The organism is Candidatus Woesearchaeota archaeon (assembly GCA_016188115.1).
Classification (GTDB): domain Archaea; phylum Nanobdellota; class Nanobdellia; order Woesearchaeales; family GW2011-AR9; genus JACPIK01.
Window position 1 is genome coordinate 608,693 of record JACPIK010000002.1, and the last position, 19,982, is coordinate 628,674.

Sequence of the window (19,982 nt, forward strand, 5' to 3'; positions counted from 1 at the left end):
ACACAGATTCCATGCCTAAAAAAGAACTCGCCACAGGCGTAGTCCATGAAGTTCCCGCTGACATGCGAAAAGCACTAACTTCATCTTCAGAAATACAAGACGCCTGGAATGATCTTACCCCGCTTGCCCGCAACGAATGGATTTGTTGGGTTACATCAGTCCAGAAACAGGAAACACACAAAGAGCATATCGATAGATTACGTGAAGATCTTCTCAAAGGCAAGCGTCGGCCATGCTGCTGGATGGGCTGTGTTCACCGAAAGGATAAATCAATAAGTCCCTCACAGAGATTCATACTTGGGAGAAAAACTAAATCTAATAATTGAGATATTCTCTAAAACCTAAGTACCTTTGTCAAGAAAAATGAGAAACTCTTATTTGCGTAACAAAAACTCACCTGCTTGGAGCTATCCACGGACTAAAGTCCGTGGCTTTACGCCCCTCGCTACAATGATGAGTTTTTGGAACAGAAAATCAGCGCTAAATTGCGATTCATCCTCGATCTAAAGATCGAGGCTTTCTCGCTGATTTTCTTGTAAGATATTCTCCATGGCTTTACCCTTTGCTAACTCATCGATTAACTTATCCAAGTAGCGAATTTCTCGCATAGTTGACTCTTCAATGTCTTCGATTCGAACTCCGCAAATCACCCCTTTGATCGCAACTCGTGAAGGATTAAGATGAGGAGCTTGAGCAATAAACATCTCAAAATTGATCTTTTTTTCAAGTTGGACCTCTAGTTCTTTTTGACTGTACCCCGTCAACCAACGAATAATTTCATCGACTTCTATCTTTGTGCGTCCTTTTTTCTGAGCCTTAGCGACATAAAGCGGATAAACACTGGCAAAACTGATTATATAAATTCGAGGCTTCTCCTTTTCTTTGTTATGCATACAAAAAAACTACTCATAAAAACTTATTAAATTTTTCTTATGTAGAAACACCCTAAAGTTCCTGCAAGACCGTAAACATCTCATCTGCCCTGACCGGATCTTCTTGTTTAATCAAATTATGAAATGCCCGTGCCATGGTAATACTAGATGGACAACGTGAGCTGCATGGAAAATGAGATAACAGCACACAGTCAGAAGACCTTTTCGACAAATTCGTCCAAGGGTTAAGTGCTGCATGTTGCGGATTAGGATTTTTAGCAGAAAAGCTTGCACAGAAAAACTCCACACAACATTCCGGATACCCCAACAAAAGACCAAGTTGTTTTTGATCGTTCATCAATTCATAATACGAAGCAAGATACGCTTTCTCATCATCTTTGGAGATATAAACAAAATACATCCCATCACGAGAATCCTCAGCAGGAACACGAACCCCTTTATTTGAATACGCTTGTGCATCAGCAAGAAGCACTTTAAATGTTGACTTAACCAAAGTTAATTTATGAGCTGCACAAAAATCTTCTACTCTCTCAAGTTGTTCTTCATAAAAACCATGCCGCACAACCTCTTTGACATCTTTGAGAAGAAATAAAATCTCCTGCGCTTTAGAATAGGACCCAAACGTACGAGTCAAGTCATACAATAACGAAGGCATACGACCAAAAAGAATGAGGTGATATTTATAGTTATATGGTGTTGAGCAGAGACAGAATATTTGACTCCTAAATCGAAAAGTAAACGATAACTACTTTCTAGGGACTAAATAAGCAAAATTTATAAAAAACATAATAGAATTTGAAAACATGCTTGAAAAAATCTTGAGTGCAACAATAATTAGCACAGTAATGGCTTGTTCTAGCGCAAACACAGTCGATTCATTTCGATCATCAATAGCGCAAAAAGTAGTTGATGGCTCACAAGACAAAAGAACAGTGTTAATAGGAGAATTTCATTATATCACAGAAGATAATATTATTTTCCGTAAAAATATCTTACCTGCGCTTGCAAAAGAAGGATACACACATTTAGTATTAGAAGTTGATTCAGCGTTACAACCTTTAGCAGATACGTTACCGCAATCCATTCCAGAACTACAAAAAGCTGTTGCAAGATATTCTGACCCAAGTCAACTAATAGAAACAATTCAAGAAGCCCATAAATTAGGATATCAAGTTCACTTTGTAGATGATTTTAGCTACCAAAAAAGAGGAGACCATACTGGTCGCAATAAACAAATCGCAGAAAATATCCATCAAAGAATTTATTCTCACAACCCATTAGCAAAGATAGTAGGGTTTTTGGGTGCTGCACATGTGCCCACAAAACCATTCTGGCGACCTGATGTAAATACTGTTTTACCGTTAGGATATTTCATCTCACAAGCAAGAGGAGAAGAACCTTACACCATGGCAATTCTACCAGAGTATAAAGTACCACAGTATAACGAATTTGAAGGAAAAGATCAATCAGTAGAAATAATTTCATTGACTAGTTCTTATCTACGTGTTGCTCAAGATCAAAAATAATAAGAGATTACGCAATCAAAATCCCCAACCCATCTTCGATGATCTCTTCATACACACCCCATGCATTCTTCCCTGATTTTATTCCACGTAAAACTATTTCAAAGCCTTTATCATGCACACCATTAAGAGCAGGTAACTCTGTCACCAACGCATTACCCAAACCAGCAATATTGAATTCTTTAATCACATCCATCCAAGCAAATGAGAAAGCATAGGCTTTGGCTTCTTCAACTGCTTTATCTTTCAACGAATGACTCAACACATGTCCGATTTCATGTCCCACCGTTAACAACACCCTACCTAACGAGCCTTCCAGTACAAAAATTTCCGACACCATCCCACTTTTATGACGATTAAACGACAAACCAATTACTCCTTTGTGAGGAGCTAGTTTTCGAAACTCTGTCTCATCACAAACCGTCAAACGAATGTCTGTAGGAAAAGGCGTTTCCATCAGATTCTCAAACGCCTCTTCCACAAAAGAACGAATCTCTTGTGCGTTTCCTACAAAACCACCCTCTTTTCCCCTCTCTAAAAACTGTTCAGGTTGAAAATGATATTCATTGTGTGGCGTGAATAATTCATAGTGAGTTTTTGTAGATGCGGAATATGAACTCTCAGAGCAAGAAGCAGCAGCCATATTGTACCGCACAGACGGTTCAGACGAATGAGATAATTCTTTCATAGAGATTGGCGACATAGGCATGATGCGAGGAAAATGTACATAGCTGCCCGCATGATCACCAGATACCAGAGCAGACGCAGAATAAGCAATTCTCTCCAACCCAGACGATCCACCAGTAGGAGAATGAGATAACGCAGAGAAGTATCTAGACGACGAATGTGACCCACCATAGCTACTGCGACAACCGTACATAGTAATCAAAGAATAAGACGTTAAAGAATATTAATCTTATGAGAAAAGTGCGACATAAAAGTCAGAAAACTGAGAGATTAGTCATTGATAGATTTTAAAAATACATCAAAAAGAGAATAAGCATGAGATTAACCCTAGAAATAGTCTATCGTGCATTAAATTACCATGAATGGAGAATAGGTAAAGAAATAAAGTATGAAATTGCATTTAATCACGGATTATCTACTACAGCACGAGGCGATGACAATAGGATCCAAGAGTATCTTAGTCAACACTTCCCCGAGATAGACATCCAGATTTCTTTTTTCTTCTTACCATTACTCATTGCCCAAGACCTCGCTCAATCCAGAATCAGACCCCCCACCTCAGAAGAAGTTGAAAGATACACACAAAGAGGATTGGATAAAAGATCTGGTTTATGGAAGGGGAGAAACGAATATCTCAAAAAACCCAATGGAAGAATTGCACCACAAAGACAGAGACTTTCTGGATTAGAATCGTTAGTACCTGCATAAAATGATTAAAATCACAACAAGAAAATTTTAATTCTTTAAGATCACATTGATTTCTTAATCGCAGCAACCAAATTATCCATATAATCTTTAATGGCATCAAAGCTTTCTACTTTCAGAATCTGGGAAGCCATGCCTTCGACCATCAATGGCAATTTGGATTGACCTGTTGTCAAAATCAATACACGACGTTTCATACCACAAGCATAACCTATCTCAGCACCACAATTTGCCGTAAACCCATCAGCAACAGCAACAACTATTTTACAACCCTGCAACGCCTGCATATCCGCTGTTTGCACCTGCAAACGCATATTAAATTGATTAGCATCGCGTTGAGCTAAATGACATGAAAGACCCTTCGCTTCCAGAGCCCGACTTAAACGAGGAGCAAATTGACGCGACCAATCAGTCGTATTTGCCACAGAGAGATATACATCAGCCATAATAGAAAACAAGCTTACCCGATTTAAAAATCTTCACTGTCACGAATCAGTCTCGAAAAAAGCAAAAAAACATTCTCGCCCTCAGGTCTTGTAGATATTCCATGATGGAAGTACTCAGGAGTTCTTCATTGGGTCTCGAGGTTTGTAAATAATCAGTAAAAACACGAGCCAGGGAGGACGTTCCCAATCTCTTGTTTCCAAAAGATTGTTTTGAACCCCCGAAGACAAGCTTACTTCTTCTCAAAAAGAGAATAGGAGGCTTGTGCCCTATGTACCCTTCAACTTTGACAATTTAGTTTGCCTAAAATGTTGTCCAGGCTAGGCGACTGGCTCGCAATAACACAAAACACTACGTATTTTTTAAAACCTTGTAAAAGAGAAAATTTATCCCAAAAATCGTCTTATTCTTCCTGCTGCCAAAATCCCTTCATGTAATCCTGCATGATCATTCTTCTTAACGCAAGTCAAAATCCGATTTGACATCGCAGCATGTTCTTCATTAACTTCATAATCAAAGAGAGTAAGCGCTTTTTTGACTGCTTTCTGAATCGGTTGAGGAAAATAAGACAAGTTATCTTTATTATAATATTGCAATGCGGTTTTGATATCATTATCTACATTATGATACGACTCACGCATCCGATCCAAATCTTTTCCTGATAATATTGAAACACCTAAAATGTCAGGTGGCAATCCCAGAGAATACAGCGAAGCGCAAAACGGAATTGCTCGAGGTAACGACGCACCATTTCCACGAGCATACCCAAACAACCCAATATGTAATTTACGTTTTCGCCGCTGTGGAATATGCACACTCATTTGATGAATCGTAGGAACAAGTAATTTGACTTGTTTTTGATACTCTGCTTCTAATTTTTCAATATACGGCAACGCCATTTTCTCATCTATTGGCATAGGAGCTGTGCGTGGAGCAGATTTGATCATATCAACAGCATTCGCTACATCACGCGCATCATAATCATATTTGAACGCAGACTGCACAGTAAAGGTCTGCATACTTGGATACCCTGCAACCATCTTATGAGCATTAAGCGGTGTAAAATTTCCACGAAATGGCGCCGAGCCACAACCCAAAATCGGAAGAATTTCCACAGATGTTTTTCTTTCCAACTCTGCGAGTCGCTGCAAACCGATCTTAACCGAGAGAACTGTTGCAGTTGAGCCATAGGTAAGTGCAGGATCACTACGTGCAAACCACACCCGTTGTTGCTCTTTGATTTTTTCGTGTTTCATGTATTTTTCAACATAACTATGCGCATTGAGAATTGCTTCTTTCGTTTCAAACAAAGGAGTCACTCGTATATCAGTAGGATGAAGAGGACCAACCCATTCTTTAAGAGTAATATCGTCATCATACAATTTACGGTCTTGACTTTTAATCACAAATTGTTTGTAATATTCATGTATCCGAATTAGACTTTTCTCAGATGAACACATAGGCAATACTGCTTCAAAAACAGGTGCAATAGGTTTACCGTAAAACAAATTTCCTAAATCAAAATTACGTGGCAACGAGTGGAGAGATTCAAGTAAAATTTTCCCATCATTCTTCTCTACATCAGGATTAGGTACACGAAACGTCAAAAATTTATCTTGACCCAGCACATTCTTGCGAAAATAATCTTCATAGCGAGAAAGTAACTTCTTAACTACAAACGCATCTACTTCTTTACCTTCTGCGTCCCAAAGTTGTTCATCAACACCTAAATTAGAAAATGAGTAATAGGCTTCTTTGACTTCATCCTCGCCTTCCATAACTGACTTTTCTGAAAAGAAAGGAATTGTCACATTATCAGGGTGTTGCGTCGACATCACCCGAGGAATTTTCATCACCGTCATCAAAGTATATGAAAGAAAAATGGAATTAATAAAGGTATCTTTTGGTGTTATTTTCTGATTACCAATTCTGGTCGTATCTTCTCTACTTTTCCCACTTCCAATCGTCCCAACTCCAACATCCCAATCCGCACTCGTACTAACCGCAATACTTTATACCCAAAGAATGCAAACATGTTACGCACCTGTCGATTGCGACCTTCCTGCAAAATAATTGACCAACCATCTGTTTTCTTGCGAATCACGCATGGCAAGGTTCTTTCCCCATCCAAAACGATTCCTTTCTCTAACTGCTTGCGATCATACTCTGCTAACTCATGATCTAACCAAACTAAATACTCTTTTTCAACATGAGAATCAGGATCTAATAATCCCTGTGACCATGGCCCATCATTGGTCAACAACAACAGTCCTTCAGAGTCTTTATCTAATCGACCAACAGCAAAGAGCCATTGATCTTTCAACGCAGCAGGAAATAAATCATAGATTGTCTGCTTACCTTGTTCATCATCGCGTGTCGTGACATATCCCTTCGGTTTGTGAAACGCATAATATACTTTTTGAGAAGCATTCAAAGCCATGGATACCGGTTTTTTTAATGCATCTCCTTCTTTTTTAGCAATACCACCCTGAATTGTGATCTTGTCTTTCTCCATATCCACCCAAACTAAAGGACCAGTTGCCACAATCCCATTGATACGAATTTTACCGTCTTTGATTAATGGCACAGCCTGTGCACGAGAACAGAAACCTAATTTTGAAAGAGCTCGGTGAAGTTGGGTGCGCATAGGAGAGATAAAACGGCTCAGACTTTTAAATCTACGTTCGATGAATCACAATTAAGCTCTGTGTCTTCTCAATTCCTTCAACAAGTTGCAATTTACCTAAAAGCACTTCATCAAATTCTTTAACATCATGAACCCTAATCAACGCTACAATATCTGTACCACCAGAAACAATATCTGCTCTCTCAATAAAGGGCATTTTTTTCAATTCTTTCGCCACATCATGCTGTGTTTTTTTCTTTTCTTTAAGCAGATGCAAATTCACAGAGATCAAAACATATGCTCGAAAGTTTTCCCCTAATTTTTCATAATCTAATTTCACACTATACTTACGAATAATTCCCTCAGTTTGTAATTTCTTAATTCTGTTGTGCACTGTTGTAATCGGCAATAACGTCTTCTTTGCAATAATACGGGTCGTATATTCTGCATGATCTTTCAAAATCTCGATGATTTTACGATCTTTTTCGTCGATTTCATATACCATTATGGAACAAATGTTCCATTTTTATATAAATTTGATGTTTTTTCCGCATTTTTTACCATAATTAATGAAATATCTTTTAATAGCAGAACCAGTAATGAACTCAATGAAGAGCAAGAGGAAGGGTACAGAAATGCAATTACATCCAGAACAAGAATATGTCTACCGCCATGCAGCGGATTTAGGAATTCAACCTAGATTTTACATTCACGAAACCGCCACTGAAGGAAAAACCAAAGTACGAACTCTTCCCGAAGGAATCACTGTTGTCTGTGCGTACTATTTTGGTCTTGAAGGACGATTTATTGGCGTCGTAACAGCGTGTGAACCACGACGTCTCTCCCAACGAGACTTATTTTCGCAAGTATTAGGAATTTCAAGAGCGCAAGGAAAGCGGTATGATCTACGTGCTGGAACTCCTAAAGGCATGGATCGAGAAACCTGTACCCCATGGATGTACCACTCATCAGCAGAACACGAAATTCAAGCACTCATTATTGATGAGGGTCTTGATGCGCTTGCCAGTGTAGATATTTCCATTGGAGGAAGTGGTGAAGAAGCACAGCGAACCTCGATGCATTTGAGAGGAGAAGGAGTATACACTATTTTACAGCGTGAATTCGGAACGGAACGGATCAGAAAACACCCACCCTAAGAAGAAAAGGTTTTTATAATGCCACACGAGGTTAGAAAAATATGACATCCACACCCCATTTCCTTTCCATTCAACAAGCCATTACACAAGGTCAAGGCACCGTCTCTATTCGCGGTTGGGTGCATCGCGAACGCGGCTCCAACAAGCTTAAATTTATTACATTAAGAGACTCTTCCAACATCATTCAATGTGTTCTTGATAGAAAAGATTTCGAAACTCGTTGGGACGAAATTGATCATGTCCAAGTCGAAGCGTGCATGACACTTACAGGTGAACTCAAAAAAGACGAACGCGCCCCTACCGGTTTTGAACTTCATGTCAAAGACTACTTGTTAGTTGGCAAATCTGAAAATTTTCCTATCACTAAAGATCAATCCGTTGAATTTCTTGCTGACAATAGGCACTTATGGTTACGTAGTCGTAAAATGACAGCAATGCTCAAGATTCGTTCCACCATCTTTGGTGCTATTGATGAATACTTCAAAGGCCAAGGTTTCTATGAATACCATTCACCTATCTTTCAAGCCGTTCAATGTGAAGGTGGCTCCGAACTCTTCGAAGTTAAATACTTTGATAAAAAAGATGTTTTTCTCTCTCAAAGTTGGCAACTCTACGCTGAACCAGCAATCTTTGCACTTGAGAAAATCTACACGATCGCACCAAGCTTTCGCGCAGAACCATCTAAAACATCACGTCATCTTACTGAATATTGGCACGCTGAAATGGAAATGGCGTGGTCAGAATTTGCTGACATCCAAAACCATGGTGAAGCACTATTAAAACACATCCTCAAACGTGTTCTTGAAAAACATAGACCGGACCTTGAAATCATGGGTCGTGATGTAACGAAACTTGAACCAGCACTTACAAAACCATTTCCCCGCATCACCTATACAGATGCCCTCAAAATTCTCAAAGAAAAATTCAAGATGGACATTGAATGGGGAAAAGACTTACGTACCATTGAAGAAGAGAATCTTACCACTCTCTACGACACACCAATCATTTGTACTAACTATCCTAAAAAAGTCAAAGCGTTCTACATGAAAGAAGATCCAAAAGATCCTCGTACCGTACAAGGATGCGATTTTCTAGCACCTGAAGGCCATGGTGAAATTATTGGGGGATCACAACGTGAAGAAGACTTAGACAAAATTAAAGAACGGCTTATTGCACAAGGCGAAGACCCAACTCAATACGAATTTTATTTAGACACCCGTCGCTATGGATCCGTACCACACGGCGGCTTTGGCATGGGCGTTGAACGTATCGTACGCTGGATTTGCGGATTGGATAATATTAAAGACGCAATTCCATTCCCAAGGAACATGGAACGGTATAAACCGTAAGAGAGTTGTTGAAAACGTATCTTTTATATTCTTTAATTATTTTCCTTCCTTCATGTCAAAAAAAGACACCCTTGTCTGGCTCGATCTAGAAATGACTGGTCTTGACCCCGACGTTGACACGATTCTTGAAGCCAGCGTAATCATCACTGACAATCAATTTAATCACGTCGCACAATTAGGTCCGATCATTATTCATCACACAAAAGAGCAGCTCTCAAAAATGAACGATTGGTGCAAGCAACACCACAAAGCATCGGGACTCACCCAAGAAGCGCTCGATGCAACACTCACACTCAAACAAGCAGAATCACAACTACTCAATTTCATCAAAAAATACACTCAACCACAAAGCTCCCCACTTTGCGGCAATTCTATCTGGCAGGATCGTAGTTTTGTGCGAAAATACATGCCCAGAGTAAATGACTATCTACATTATCGCGTTATTGATGTCAGCACCATTAAAGAGCTCATTCAACGTAAACACGGCGAGCAAGCTATCCCAAAAAAGAAAGAAACACATCGATCTTTAGATGATATTAAAGAATCAATAGAAGAGATGAAGTATTACACCATACATTATTTAAAATAAAAAACATATAAGAACATTTTCCAATACCGCCCAAACCATATATTCTTGATAATAACAAAGTATAAAAAGCAGTCTTACGCAACAATACCACGGTGATAGGTATTGAACTCTGAGGATTTACAAATCCATACACTCCAGGCAATTTCTCCCATAGATGGACGGCACCATATTTTTACAAAACCCCTTTCACAATTTTTCTCTGAATTCGCACTCCATAGATTCCGAGTGTTTGTTGAAGTAGAATATCTCATCGCGTTAAGTCAAACTCCTGCGTTTATTCAACTACGTCAATTTACACCCCAAGAAAAAGAATTCTTACGTTCAATTTTTAGCTCTTTTAGTCTAAATGATGCAATACATATTCAAAACATAGACCATTTTGGTACGTCAACAATTTCAGCAACACATCATGATGTCAAAGCAGTAGAATATTTCATTAAAGAAAAAATACAAACCTCAACATTAAAAGATATTGAAGAATTTGTCCATTTTGGATTAACCTCAGAAGATGTAAATAACATTGCCCATAATCTTATGATCAGAGAAGGGCTTAGAACTTTTTTCATTCCTGAATTAGTAAATATTCTCGATTCACTTTCCATACTTTCCCTTCAAGAAAAAGAGAGCATAATGCTCGCAAAAACCCATGGTCAGCCCGCTGTACCGACCACATTTGGCAAAGAGGTTGCCAATTTTCTTGAACGACTCCGCAAAGATCTGACACGGTTAACAGAATATAAACTACCTGCAAAATTAAATGGTGCTGTAGGAACATTTGCTGCTATGCAATATAGCGCCGCACCAGTTGATTGGATCGCATTCTCTGAAAATTTTATTACTTCATTAGGTTTTAGTCCAAATCTTCTCACCACACAAATCGAACCCCATGACGGCATAGTAGAATTATGCAGCATTATTCTGAGTATTAATAATATTATTTGTGATCTGTGCATCGATTTGTGGATGTATATCTCCCAAGGGCTTCTTGTTCAAAAAAATATAACCAGCGAAATAGGTTCTTCCACAATGCCGCAAAAAATTAACCCCTGGAGATTAGAAGTAGCCGAAGGCAGTACTCGAGAAGCAAATGCAAAATTAATAGGGTTTATGAACAAAATTCAAATGTCAAGATTGCAACGCGATCTCTCTGATCACGAGGCATTGCGGGGAATCGGTGAAGCCATCGCCCATTCTTTTGTTGCGCTAACGCATTTAGGACAAGAGATTGGAAGAATTACACCTAACCGCACATTAATGAAAGACGAAGTGTATTCCAACGCTGTTATTCTTAGTGAAGCAATTCAAAGTGTATTACGAGTAGAAGGATACCCTAAACCCTATGAAATGGTAAAAGATCTTTCCAAGGGAAAAATGTATACATTAGAAGAATTGCAACAACACATTACACAACTCCCCATAACCACAGAAACAAAACGACGTCTTACTAACCTGAGTTTTGAATCCTATCTAGGTCTTTGTACAAGATTAGTGGATATTGCGCTAGAACGGTGGAACAATTTTCGTGAAAAATATCACTCACCAAATGTGCCAATTACAACTATCATCCTAAATTTCCCTCACTGTTTTAAAGCAACCACTAACTCGCAAAATAACGTACCCGATTCAATAAATAATGATTTACCAGAGCTTAAAATTATAGAAATGTTAGAAAAAAGAGGACTGGAAATAAGAGGAATAGACGTCCCCTACTGGTTGCAAAAAAGATTTTCAAAAGTGTATACTTCACAAGAAGTAAATCAAATTATAATAGACAAAAATCAAACAGCCATCATTGTAGGAAAAAACACAGATCAAGATCAGAATGTATTTAATCAAAGCAACCAAAATACAGCCATAAAATATGTTGCATTGCAAGAACCACTGGCACAAACCCCTTATCATATCAATCAATTATCTGAATTAATACCTCTTGTAGAATATTTCTCACAAGTTAACATCCCGTTCACAGCCGTTACCAACATATCATCAACAGAGAAGAACTAAGATGAAATCAAAAATTATCGGGGTTTTTGGAGGACAATGGGGTGATGAGGGAAAAGGCAAAATCATTGATTGGATGGCTCCGCATTTTGACGTAGTAGCTCGAGCAACAGGAGGAAATAACGCAGGTCATACAGTCTACTTCAATGGAGAAAAACATATTTTTCATTTGCTTCCATCAGCTGTTACTTGGAAACATATGGTTTCAATCTTAGGATCAGGAATGGTTATAGATCCTTTCGTACTAGTTGGAGAATTAAATTTATTACAACAACGTGGGTATGCTATTTCCTCTCTTTATATTTCCGGAAATGCCCATCTGATTCTTCCTACCCATATTATCATTGATTCAGCACGAGAAACAGCAGCAACAGGATCAACTAAAATTGGAACAACGATGAGAGGAATTGGACCTTGTTATGTAGACAAATTTGATCGTTGTGGAGTAAGAATAAATGACCTTAACGATCCTGAACTTTTCAAAAATAAACTTACTATCTCCCTTAATCAAAAATGGAAAATTCTAGAGAGCACGTATTATTTTTCCAATGATCAAATAAAAAGACGCTTTGCTGAGATCTTATTACAAAAACAAAAGACTCTCAAAACAATCTCTGCTCAAGAGGAAGAAGAGTATATCAAAAATATACTTAGCTGCACTATCCATCAAATTGCCCAAATCATCGCAGAGATGTATCTTTCTATTTTCCAAAAGTTTTCAAAATACGTTGCAAATACCGAAATGATTCTCTCCGAATTGTGTAAAAAAGAGAAGAAAATTTTAGTTGAAGGCGCACAAGGGATCTTATTAGACGTTGATCACGGAGGATTTCCTTATGTTACATCCTCAAATCCCAGTCGGGGAGGAGCGAATGTAGGATTAGGTCTCCCTATCATTGATGAAGAATATAATATCATCAAAGCGTATATCACCCGAGTTGGACTTGGAGCATTTCCCACCGAATTGTTTGATGAAGTAGGTGAAAAAATCAGAACTCAGGGAAACGAATTTGGCTCCACGACTGGACGACCACGACGATGTGGATGGATGGATGCGGTCTTGCTTCGCCACACCAGCAAAATTAATGGACCTAAATGCATTCTCACCAAGATTGACATCCTTTCCGAATTTGAGACCATACCTCTCTGTATCTCCTACAAATATCTTGGACCATCCAGAGAATATAATGGAGAAATATTTTTTACGGGAAAAATCATACAAGAATACGTTGCCGATGACAAAATACTCTCTCAATGCGTTCCATACGAATGGATACACTGCGCCGGTTGGAAACAAGATATTTCACGCTGTACTCGTTGGGATGATCTTCCGCAGAATCTTAAACTCTATATCCAAGAAATAGAAAAACAAGGAAACGCAGAAATCTGCGCAGTGGGGGTAGGACCAAAACGAGAACAGATTATTTCACGTGAAGGAAAATGTTCTTGGGAAGATACTAAAAAAGAAGTAGCAGAAGAAAACAAGAGAGAAGAAGAAAAGAAAGATAATTTCTATAATAAAAATGACCCTAAGAGCAATAGTAATAACGAGAATAATAATAATAATAATAATAATAATAATAATAATTACCCACAAAATAATAACTCACAAATGAAAAGTCAGGAGCAATATACTATGACACATAACCACAACACTAACACACAAAGTCAAGCCAACAGCCCACAACTAAAATATAAAGCAGTTATTTACGATCTTGATAACACCCTTCTAAGTACCAACACTTTCGTCTTTGAATTAATAAAGAAAACAGCACAAGAAGTTGCCAAAAATATTTCTTTTGAAATTCCCTCAGATTCATTCATTAAGAGTATCCAAAAAGAGAATTTACCATTTGAAGAAATTTTTACTAAACTCTTCCCCAACCCTATTGGGTATTACAACGCCGAACCCCTTGCCAATCTTATTTTAGCCAGATATCGAAGTACTGCAAAAGATCTGCACTTTGAGAGTACCCCACAAGGAAACAATGTAGTTAAACAACTTAAACAAGAGGGGATTATACAGGGAATTGTCACCAACCGAGTTAAAATGGCTCAAGAACGTCTTAATCAAGCAGGATACATTGTGCCATTCGAATTTCTTACTGCGCCACAACGAGAAGAAGATCGCAAACCTAATCCCGCAGTATTTCGTGAACCATTTGAAATTCTTAAAATAAAAGGAATTGGCATAAAAGAAATAGTATCAGTAGGAGATCATCTCGACGACTTTGCTGCATGCAAGAATGCAGGAATTCGTTTTTGCGCTGTTCTCACCGGATTAACAACCAAAGAAGAATTTCTCGCGCAAGGACTAGAAACAAAAGATATTTTTGAGAATTTAGAACAATTTAAACAAAGTATTTTTGGAGAATAAAGACAATCCAGTCAGAGAAAAAGAAAAAAAGCGACTATTTACTTTATTCATCCTAATTTTATTCATTTTACTCGCTGGTCTTCATTCCGCTACTTTTACTTTCTTCCCAACCAGCACCAGTAATTTGAATAAATTCTGCATTTTCCTGCATCTCTTTGATTGTATGAGCACCGCAGTAACTCAACCCACTTTTAAGACCATGTACGAGACTGCTTACGACCTCACTCACTGGACCTTTATAATCAACCAATGAAGAAACACCCTCAACAAAGATATCAAGACGTTCTTTGACTTGTTTTCCTAACTTCGTTTCTGTTCGAGTGTGATTACTTTCATACGATGCGCTTCCATGATACTTTTTGTACCGTTTTCCATCTTTAAGAATAATCATCCCAGGAGATTCATCAGTTCCCGCAAATAAAGTGCCTGAAAATACACTACTTGCTCCGGCAGCTAATGCTTTTGTTACATCACCCGGATATTTTAACCCGCCATCTGCAGTAACAGGAACATTATACTCCTGCGCAACACGTGCAACATCTAAAACAGCAGTAAGTTGAGGAATACCTGCCCCTGCGATAATTCTGGTTGTGCACACCGGAGAAGGACCGATACCTACTTTTAACCCATCTGCGCCAGCTTCAATTAAATCACGGGCAGCCTGCGCAGTAGCAATATTACCAACCATAATATCTACTGGGAGATTTCGTTTAAGTGATTTGACCTGTTCTATAACTAAATCTGAATGAGCATGTGCTACATCAAGAACAATACAATCACACCCTGCATCAACAAGCGCTTTTGCGCGCTCAAGCGTATCTTTTACTCCCACCGCAGCAGCAACGCGAAGACGACCTTTCTCATCACGTGTAGCATGAGGCCAAAACTCTAACCGATGCAGGTCTTTTGTAGTAATTAATCCAAATACTTTTCCTTCACGCAAAATAGGAAGCTTTTCAATTCGATGTTCGTGTAAAATTCGTTTTGCCTCTTCTAATGGCACACCATATTGGGCAATAATTAAGCGATTACGCGGTGTCATCACATCCTGAACTTTGCGAGATTGATCTGTCTCAAATAAATAATCGCGAGAAGTGAAAATTCCTACCAGTTCATCCGAGCTTGTAACCAATAAGCTCGTAACACCTTTTTCTTTCATGATATAAACTGCATCCGCAATAGTAATGTAAGGCGAACAGCACACAGGATTATCAATAATATAACTTGTACTTCGTTTTACTTTACGTACTTCTTCAACCTGTTCGACAATAGTATTAAACTGATGGATTGTGCCAATTCCCCCCTCTCGAGCCAACGCAATCGCCATTTTATGTTCAGTAACAGTTGCCATATTTGCGCTTGCCAAAGGCGTAGCCAGAACAATATTTTTAGTAAATCGAGAAGTAACATCTGCCTCAGCACGTGAAGAAAGAGGAGTTCGTTTTGGAACTAAAAGCACATCAGCATACGTTAAACCGAGTCGTAGATTAGATAATGGATTCATCATATCACCCGGTAATTTCCCTACACAGTCATGCCTTATATAGATTATGGTAATAGAAACACAACACGACTAAAAAGAATAAAATAACCAAATACACTTTGTAATTGATATGAATTACAGATATGACCCTAAAATACAAAAACATTAAAAATACACCTCATCCCTCCTCATTATGCAAAAATACATTCCTTTTCTTACTCTCGCTGCCGTTCTAGGATGTGATGATAACCATTCTAGGACGGAAATTAACACTAGGTTTGAAAGTGAAGATATACACACAAGTTTATCATACAATACAAACTCTGATGAGAAAGCGCCATCATTATTGAAATACGCCCGTTGGGAAAAAGTAGTTGATGACCGTACCGTAGAATATAATCTCAATTTCATAGATTTTAAAGAAAAAGAACTTCGACAAACCAGCTGTGACCCAAAAACCAGAAAGCTAATTCTTGAAGAGGGAATAGAAAATAGAGAGGGAGAATTAACGTATGTTCTTTTATTTCAGCCTACTAGTGACCCAACCACCCAAGAATATCTTGGCTTTGGCTGCAGACTAACAAACCCCTCTTATCAAGGGTATCCCCAAGACTATCTTTCTATCACAAAAGGTAGTATTCTCCCTGAAGAAAAATGTCTTGACCTCTATCTCCGATCTCAAGGTGTTGATCCTGCAACACTAGCTCCTGCGTATGGATTGCAAACCAATTTTGCTGTACGAGATTTACTCGAACAACGACGACTTAATTTGATAGGCCAGATGGCTTCGATAGAAGAGCAATTAAAAGCAGAACTCAATAAGCCCAAACCAGATGCACAATAAGATTTCTCATATCTCTTCGCCCCACCACAATATTTATAAATAACCTACTCTCCAAACCAATTATGGGACGTATTAAAACTACACGTATCAAACGAAAAACCAAAGAACTCCTCAAAATGCACGGAGAAAAATTCTCTGCAGATTTTACTCAAAATAAGCTTCTTACCAACAAATTTACCACGGTACAAGGCAAAAAATTGCGAAATATCATTGCAGGATACATGACTCGCCTTAAAAAACGCGAAGCATAGATTTTCTATTTCTTTCTTTAACTGTTTACTAATTAACATAACACACTAAAAGTAACACGAAGAACTCTGGAATGAACAGCCATCCCTCCATAATTTTGTAAAAAAAAGAATCATCATTACCGCTTGTTTTCTAAACGTACTCTCTTACAAGAGCAGAGTTTATAAATAAACTCCTGTTCACACCACCCAGATGACTCAAGCCAAGAAAAGTGTTGAAAAAAAAGAACACATACATACTCAACCAGAAATAAATATCGCATTAGTAGGTCATGTTGATCACGGAAAAACCACTCTTACCGAACGTCTAAGTGGGAAATGGACAGACACACATTCTGAAGAACTCAAACGCGGTATTACCATTCGTTTAGGCTACGCTGATTTTGATATTTATCTTGACGAAGAAAATAATTTTTACACCACAAAAGAAAAAAGTTTCAAAACCAATAAACCTACTAAACACTTACGCAAAATTTCATTAGTAGATGCGCCCGGTCACGAATCCCTTATGGCAACCATGCTCTCGGGAGCAGCAATTGTTGATGGAGCACTTTTACTTGTCGCTGCAAATGAAAAATGCCCTCAACCTCAAACCAAAGAACATCTCATGGCGCTCCAAATCACGGGAATTAAGAACGTAATTGTTATCCAAAATAAAATTGATCTTGTCAGTAAAGAAGAAGCATTACAAAACTACCAAGAAATCAGAGAATTCCTTTCCAATACGCCTTTTAAAGACGCCCCTATCATCCCTATTTCTGCTCGAGCTAATGTCAATATTGATATGTTACTTGAAGCCATCCAAACCTATATTGCTACACCAACTCGTAATACCAAAGATCTTCCCAGCATGCTCATTGCGAGATCATTTGATATTAACAAACCAGGAATTAAACCTGCCCAGCTCACCGGAGGAGTTCTAGGTGGAACAGTCAAACAAGGAAGTTTTCATATTGGCGATGAAGTAGAAATTGCACCAGGATATATGGTTGAAGAAAAAAACAAAAAAATCTGGAAACCCCTCCATACTAAAGTAGTGCAAATTTTCTCAGGGGGACAACCAGTAGAAGAGATTATGCCTGGTGGAAGTATGGCTCTCAAAACTGATCTTGATCCTTCTATCGTTAAATCAGATGCTCTTACCGGATGCCTTGTAGGAAAGCCAGGAAAACTTCCCCCAGTCCATTATCAAATTGCGTTGGATACATTTTTACTCGAACGCGTTGTTGGAACGAAAGAAGAAACAGAAGTAAAACCCCTCGCCAAACAAGAAGTACTTATGCTTAATGTTAATTCTGCAGCAACCGTGGGCGTTGTTGTTGATCCTTCTAAAAAGAATACAACCTGTGTTCTCAAAAAACCAATTTGCGCAAGTGTTGGCGATCGTATCACTATCTCTCGTCGAGTAGGAGATCGATTTAGATTGATTGGGTACGGAATTTTAAAATAAGCACTAAGAGAATAAGAGAGTACAACCCGTGAGTAGATTTATTAACTTCTTTTATTTAATTAGATAATACATGCGATCTCATTTAATCACTAATTTTCCTAAAAACTACCCCTTCTACAAAAAAATTATTCCCAACATAATCTATTTTGTAACCGGAATAGTAATACAGAAACGAAGCAATTTACTCACAAGAAAAGATCAAATTCAAACTCGCTTCCATCTTCGTCGAGGAGATATCCTGCTCTTAGGCAACCTGCATGAGCTTTCTGCCCCCGTAATTGGTGGAGCATTGACACATGCAACACTCTATATCGGCAGAAAAAAATGCATTGAAGCAGTAGGAACAGGAGTTCGCTACTCTACATTAGATCATATTTTCACAACCTACGATACGCTTGTCATTCTACGCCTTCCAAAAAAAACAAAACATAAACGGTACCTTGTACGTCATGCTATCAAATTTGCGAAAGCTCAACTTGGCAAAGCATACGATTGGGACTTTAGCCAAACCAAACAAGGTTATTTTTGCAGCAAGTTAGTCAACGAATCATATCGTGCTGCCGGCTATAAAACAAAATTAACTTCCTCTACTAAACCACGGTCATTTTTTCAAAAAATAGTGTACACACTATCTCATTCCATAACTGCGCTGCGACCAGAACATTTTATTTATGGAAATTTTGAATTAATATTTATGTCACATAACCTTACTCGCAAAGGCAAAAAGATATTATTAAAAGACCAAAAAAGTAACTAACCAGTACTAACGCAAGTTTATATATCATTTTTTGTACCATCATATTGTGGTTCGATTAATTTCCTATAATATTGAATATTGTGAAGGAATGGAAGGAATATGGTACCAATATCTCTACTTTTGGCGTATTTTCTTTCCTCCAAAAAAAATAAATCAAGAAATAGTTGAAGAACTTAAAAAAATCAAACCAGATATTCTTACTCTTATTGAAGTTGACACTGGGTCTTTTCGAAACCATGGAAAAGATGAAGTTCGGTTTGTTGAGGAAAGTCTTCATCTAAAAAGTTTTGTTGAACGAGTAAAATATCCCTTACAAGGATGGTTGAAATTATTCCACCATGTTCCAGTACTTAACAAACAAGCAAATGCGATCATCTCTAAGTACCCTATAATCAGTCATAAATACCATGTTTTGCATGAAGGCACAAAACGCGTTGTGATTGAAGCAACCCTTAAATGCCCGCATAAAGTGACTCTACTCGCTGCTCACTTAGCCCTTGGAAAAGAAACACGCATGCTCCAAATTAAAGAATTAATCAATATAGTAAACTCAATCAAAAATCCCGTCATCCTAATGGGAGATTTTAATACATTTAACGGAGAAGAAGAGATAGCTGAATTGCTCAAACGAACACATCTGAGTGATAAAATCAAATTAGATAAAGAATCTATACCATTTACTGAACCAGCTTGGCACCCCACACGAAGATTGGATTATATTCTTACATCAAAACAAATCAATGTCAAGAGATATTCCGTTCTTCATTTCGCGTTTTCAGATCATTTGCCACTGATGATCGATTTTACATTTAAAAAATAAACACAGAAATTTTTAGACAAAGAAAGTAA

Annotated in this window: 21 protein-coding genes and 1 tRNA gene; 13 read left to right on the forward strand and 9 right to left on the reverse strand. The window is 38.1% G+C overall.

Annotated elements, in window-relative coordinates:
• Positions 1 to 11 precede the first annotated feature (11 nt).
• Entirely contained in the window at positions 12 to 326 is a 315-nt protein-coding gene (locus HYV86_03280; GenBank protein ID MBI2572857.1) for a YdeI/OmpD-associated family protein, read from the forward strand.
• A gap of 177 nt (positions 327 to 503) precedes the next feature.
• Here the strand turns inward: HYV86_03280 and HYV86_03285 are convergent, their stop codons facing one another.
• Together HYV86_03285 and HYV86_03290 are read right to left on the reverse strand one after the other, a co-directional pair.
• A complete protein-coding gene (locus HYV86_03285; protein ID MBI2572858.1) occupies positions 504 to 893 on the reverse strand; it encodes a DUF2200 domain-containing protein in 390 nt (129 codons plus the stop codon).
• 52 nt (positions 894 to 945) lie between these two features.
• Positions 946 to 1,548: a DUF483 domain-containing protein gene (locus HYV86_03290; protein MBI2572859.1), complete on the reverse strand. Its 603-nt coding sequence runs from the start codon at positions 1,546 to 1,548 to the stop codon at positions 946 to 948.
• A gap of 148 nt (positions 1,549 to 1,696) precedes the next feature.
• On the opposite strand from HYV86_03290, the gene HYV86_03295 reads away from it, so the two are divergent.
• Positions 1,697 to 2,419 (forward strand): hypothetical protein, encoded by a 723-nt coding sequence (locus tag HYV86_03295; GenBank protein ID MBI2572860.1) that lies wholly within the window; start codon positions 1,697 to 1,699, stop codon positions 2,417 to 2,419.
• A 7-nt stretch (positions 2,420 to 2,426) separates the two neighbouring features.
• Here the strand turns inward: HYV86_03295 and HYV86_03300 are convergent, their stop codons facing one another.
• On the reverse strand, positions 2,427 to 3,296 hold the full coding sequence (locus HYV86_03300; protein ID MBI2572861.1) for a hypothetical protein: 870 nt from the start codon (positions 3,294 to 3,296) through the stop codon (positions 2,427 to 2,429).
• A gap of 122 nt (positions 3,297 to 3,418) precedes the next feature.
• Between HYV86_03300 and HYV86_03305 the strand changes: the two genes are divergently transcribed.
• Positions 3,419 to 3,811 (forward strand): hypothetical protein, encoded by a 393-nt coding sequence (locus HYV86_03305; protein ID MBI2572862.1) that lies wholly within the window; start codon positions 3,419 to 3,421, stop codon positions 3,809 to 3,811.
• Positions 3,812 to 3,852: 41 nt separating this feature from the next.
• On the opposite strand, the gene HYV86_03310 is transcribed toward HYV86_03305, so the two are convergent.
• From HYV86_03310 to HYV86_03330, 5 genes are all read right to left on the reverse strand, one after another.
• Complete coding sequence (locus tag HYV86_03310) at positions 3,853 to 4,254, reverse strand: nucleoside 2-deoxyribosyltransferase (GenBank protein ID MBI2572863.1); 402 nt, start codon at positions 4,252 to 4,254, stop codon at positions 3,853 to 3,855.
• 164 nt (positions 4,255 to 4,418) lie between these two features.
• Positions 4,419 to 4,587, reverse strand: a tRNA-Arg gene (locus tag HYV86_03315).
• 51 nt (positions 4,588 to 4,638) lie between these two features.
• Positions 4,639 to 6,114 carry a phosphoenolpyruvate carboxylase gene (locus HYV86_03320; protein ID MBI2572864.1) on the reverse strand — a complete coding sequence of 492 codons (1,476 nt, stop codon included), beginning with the start codon at positions 6,112 to 6,114 and terminating at the stop codon, positions 4,639 to 4,641.
• A gap of 47 nt (positions 6,115 to 6,161) precedes the next feature.
• Entirely contained in the window at positions 6,162 to 6,899 is a 738-nt protein-coding gene (locus HYV86_03325) for an rRNA pseudouridine synthase (GenBank protein ID MBI2572865.1), read from the reverse strand.
• A gap of 31 nt (positions 6,900 to 6,930) precedes the next feature.
• Entirely contained in the window at positions 6,931 to 7,383 is a 453-nt protein-coding gene (locus tag HYV86_03330) for an Lrp/AsnC family transcriptional regulator (GenBank protein MBI2572866.1), read from the reverse strand.
• Positions 7,384 to 7,513: 130 nt separating this feature from the next.
• Between HYV86_03330 and HYV86_03335 the strand changes: the two genes are divergently transcribed.
• The 5 genes from HYV86_03335 to HYV86_03355 all read left to right on the forward strand — a co-directional run bounded on the left by HYV86_03335 (position 7,514) and on the right by HYV86_03355 (position 14,351).
• Positions 7,514 to 8,035, forward strand: a complete 522-nt coding sequence (locus HYV86_03335) for a hypothetical protein (protein MBI2572867.1) — start codon at positions 7,514 to 7,516, stop codon at positions 8,033 to 8,035.
• Between the two features lie 41 nt (positions 8,036 to 8,076).
• Complete coding sequence (asnS, locus tag HYV86_03340) at positions 8,077 to 9,384, forward strand: asparagine--tRNA ligase (GenBank protein MBI2572868.1); 1,308 nt, start codon at positions 8,077 to 8,079, stop codon at positions 9,382 to 9,384.
• A 52-nt stretch (positions 9,385 to 9,436) separates the two neighbouring features.
• Positions 9,437 to 9,973 (forward strand): oligoribonuclease, encoded by a 537-nt coding sequence (gene orn, locus HYV86_03345; protein MBI2572869.1) that lies wholly within the window; start codon positions 9,437 to 9,439, stop codon positions 9,971 to 9,973.
• Between the two features lie 102 nt (positions 9,974 to 10,075).
• Positions 10,076 to 11,977, forward strand: a complete 1,902-nt coding sequence (gene purB, locus HYV86_03350; protein MBI2572870.1) for an adenylosuccinate lyase — start codon at positions 10,076 to 10,078, stop codon at positions 11,975 to 11,977.
• Position 11,978: 1 nt separating this feature from the next.
• The gene (locus HYV86_03355) at positions 11,979 to 14,351 is read left to right on the forward strand and encodes an adenylosuccinate synthetase (protein ID MBI2572871.1); all 2,373 of its coding nucleotides are present in this window, start codon (positions 11,979 to 11,981) and stop codon (positions 14,349 to 14,351) included.
• Positions 14,352 to 14,418: 67 nt separating this feature from the next.
• On the opposite strand, the gene guaB is transcribed toward HYV86_03355, so the two are convergent.
• Positions 14,419 to 15,858 carry an IMP dehydrogenase gene (guaB, locus tag HYV86_03360; protein ID MBI2572872.1) on the reverse strand — a complete coding sequence of 480 codons (1,440 nt, stop codon included), beginning with the start codon at positions 15,856 to 15,858 and terminating at the stop codon, positions 14,419 to 14,421.
• Between the two features lie 169 nt (positions 15,859 to 16,027).
• On the opposite strand from guaB, the gene HYV86_03365 reads away from it, so the two are divergent.
• The 5 genes from HYV86_03365 to HYV86_03385 all read left to right on the forward strand — a co-directional run bounded on the left by HYV86_03365 (position 16,028) and on the right by HYV86_03385 (position 19,953).
• Complete coding sequence (locus HYV86_03365) at positions 16,028 to 16,678, forward strand: hypothetical protein (protein ID MBI2572873.1); 651 nt, start codon at positions 16,028 to 16,030, stop codon at positions 16,676 to 16,678.
• Positions 16,679 to 16,740: 62 nt separating this feature from the next.
• Entirely contained in the window at positions 16,741 to 16,929 is a 189-nt protein-coding gene (locus HYV86_03370; GenBank protein MBI2572874.1) for a 30S ribosomal protein S17e, read from the forward strand.
• 229 nt (positions 16,930 to 17,158) lie between these two features.
• Positions 17,159 to 18,376, forward strand: coding sequence for a translation initiation factor IF-2 subunit gamma (locus HYV86_03375; protein ID MBI2572875.1), 1,218 nt, complete (start codon positions 17,159 to 17,161; stop codon positions 18,374 to 18,376).
• Between the two features lie 70 nt (positions 18,377 to 18,446).
• Positions 18,447 to 19,133: a hypothetical protein gene (locus tag HYV86_03380; protein ID MBI2572876.1), complete on the forward strand. Its 687-nt coding sequence runs from the start codon at positions 18,447 to 18,449 to the stop codon at positions 19,131 to 19,133.
• 46 nt (positions 19,134 to 19,179) lie between these two features.
• Positions 19,180 to 19,953, forward strand: coding sequence for an endonuclease/exonuclease/phosphatase family protein (locus HYV86_03385; protein MBI2572877.1), 774 nt, complete (start codon positions 19,180 to 19,182; stop codon positions 19,951 to 19,953).
• Positions 19,954 to 19,982 lie beyond the last annotated feature (29 nt).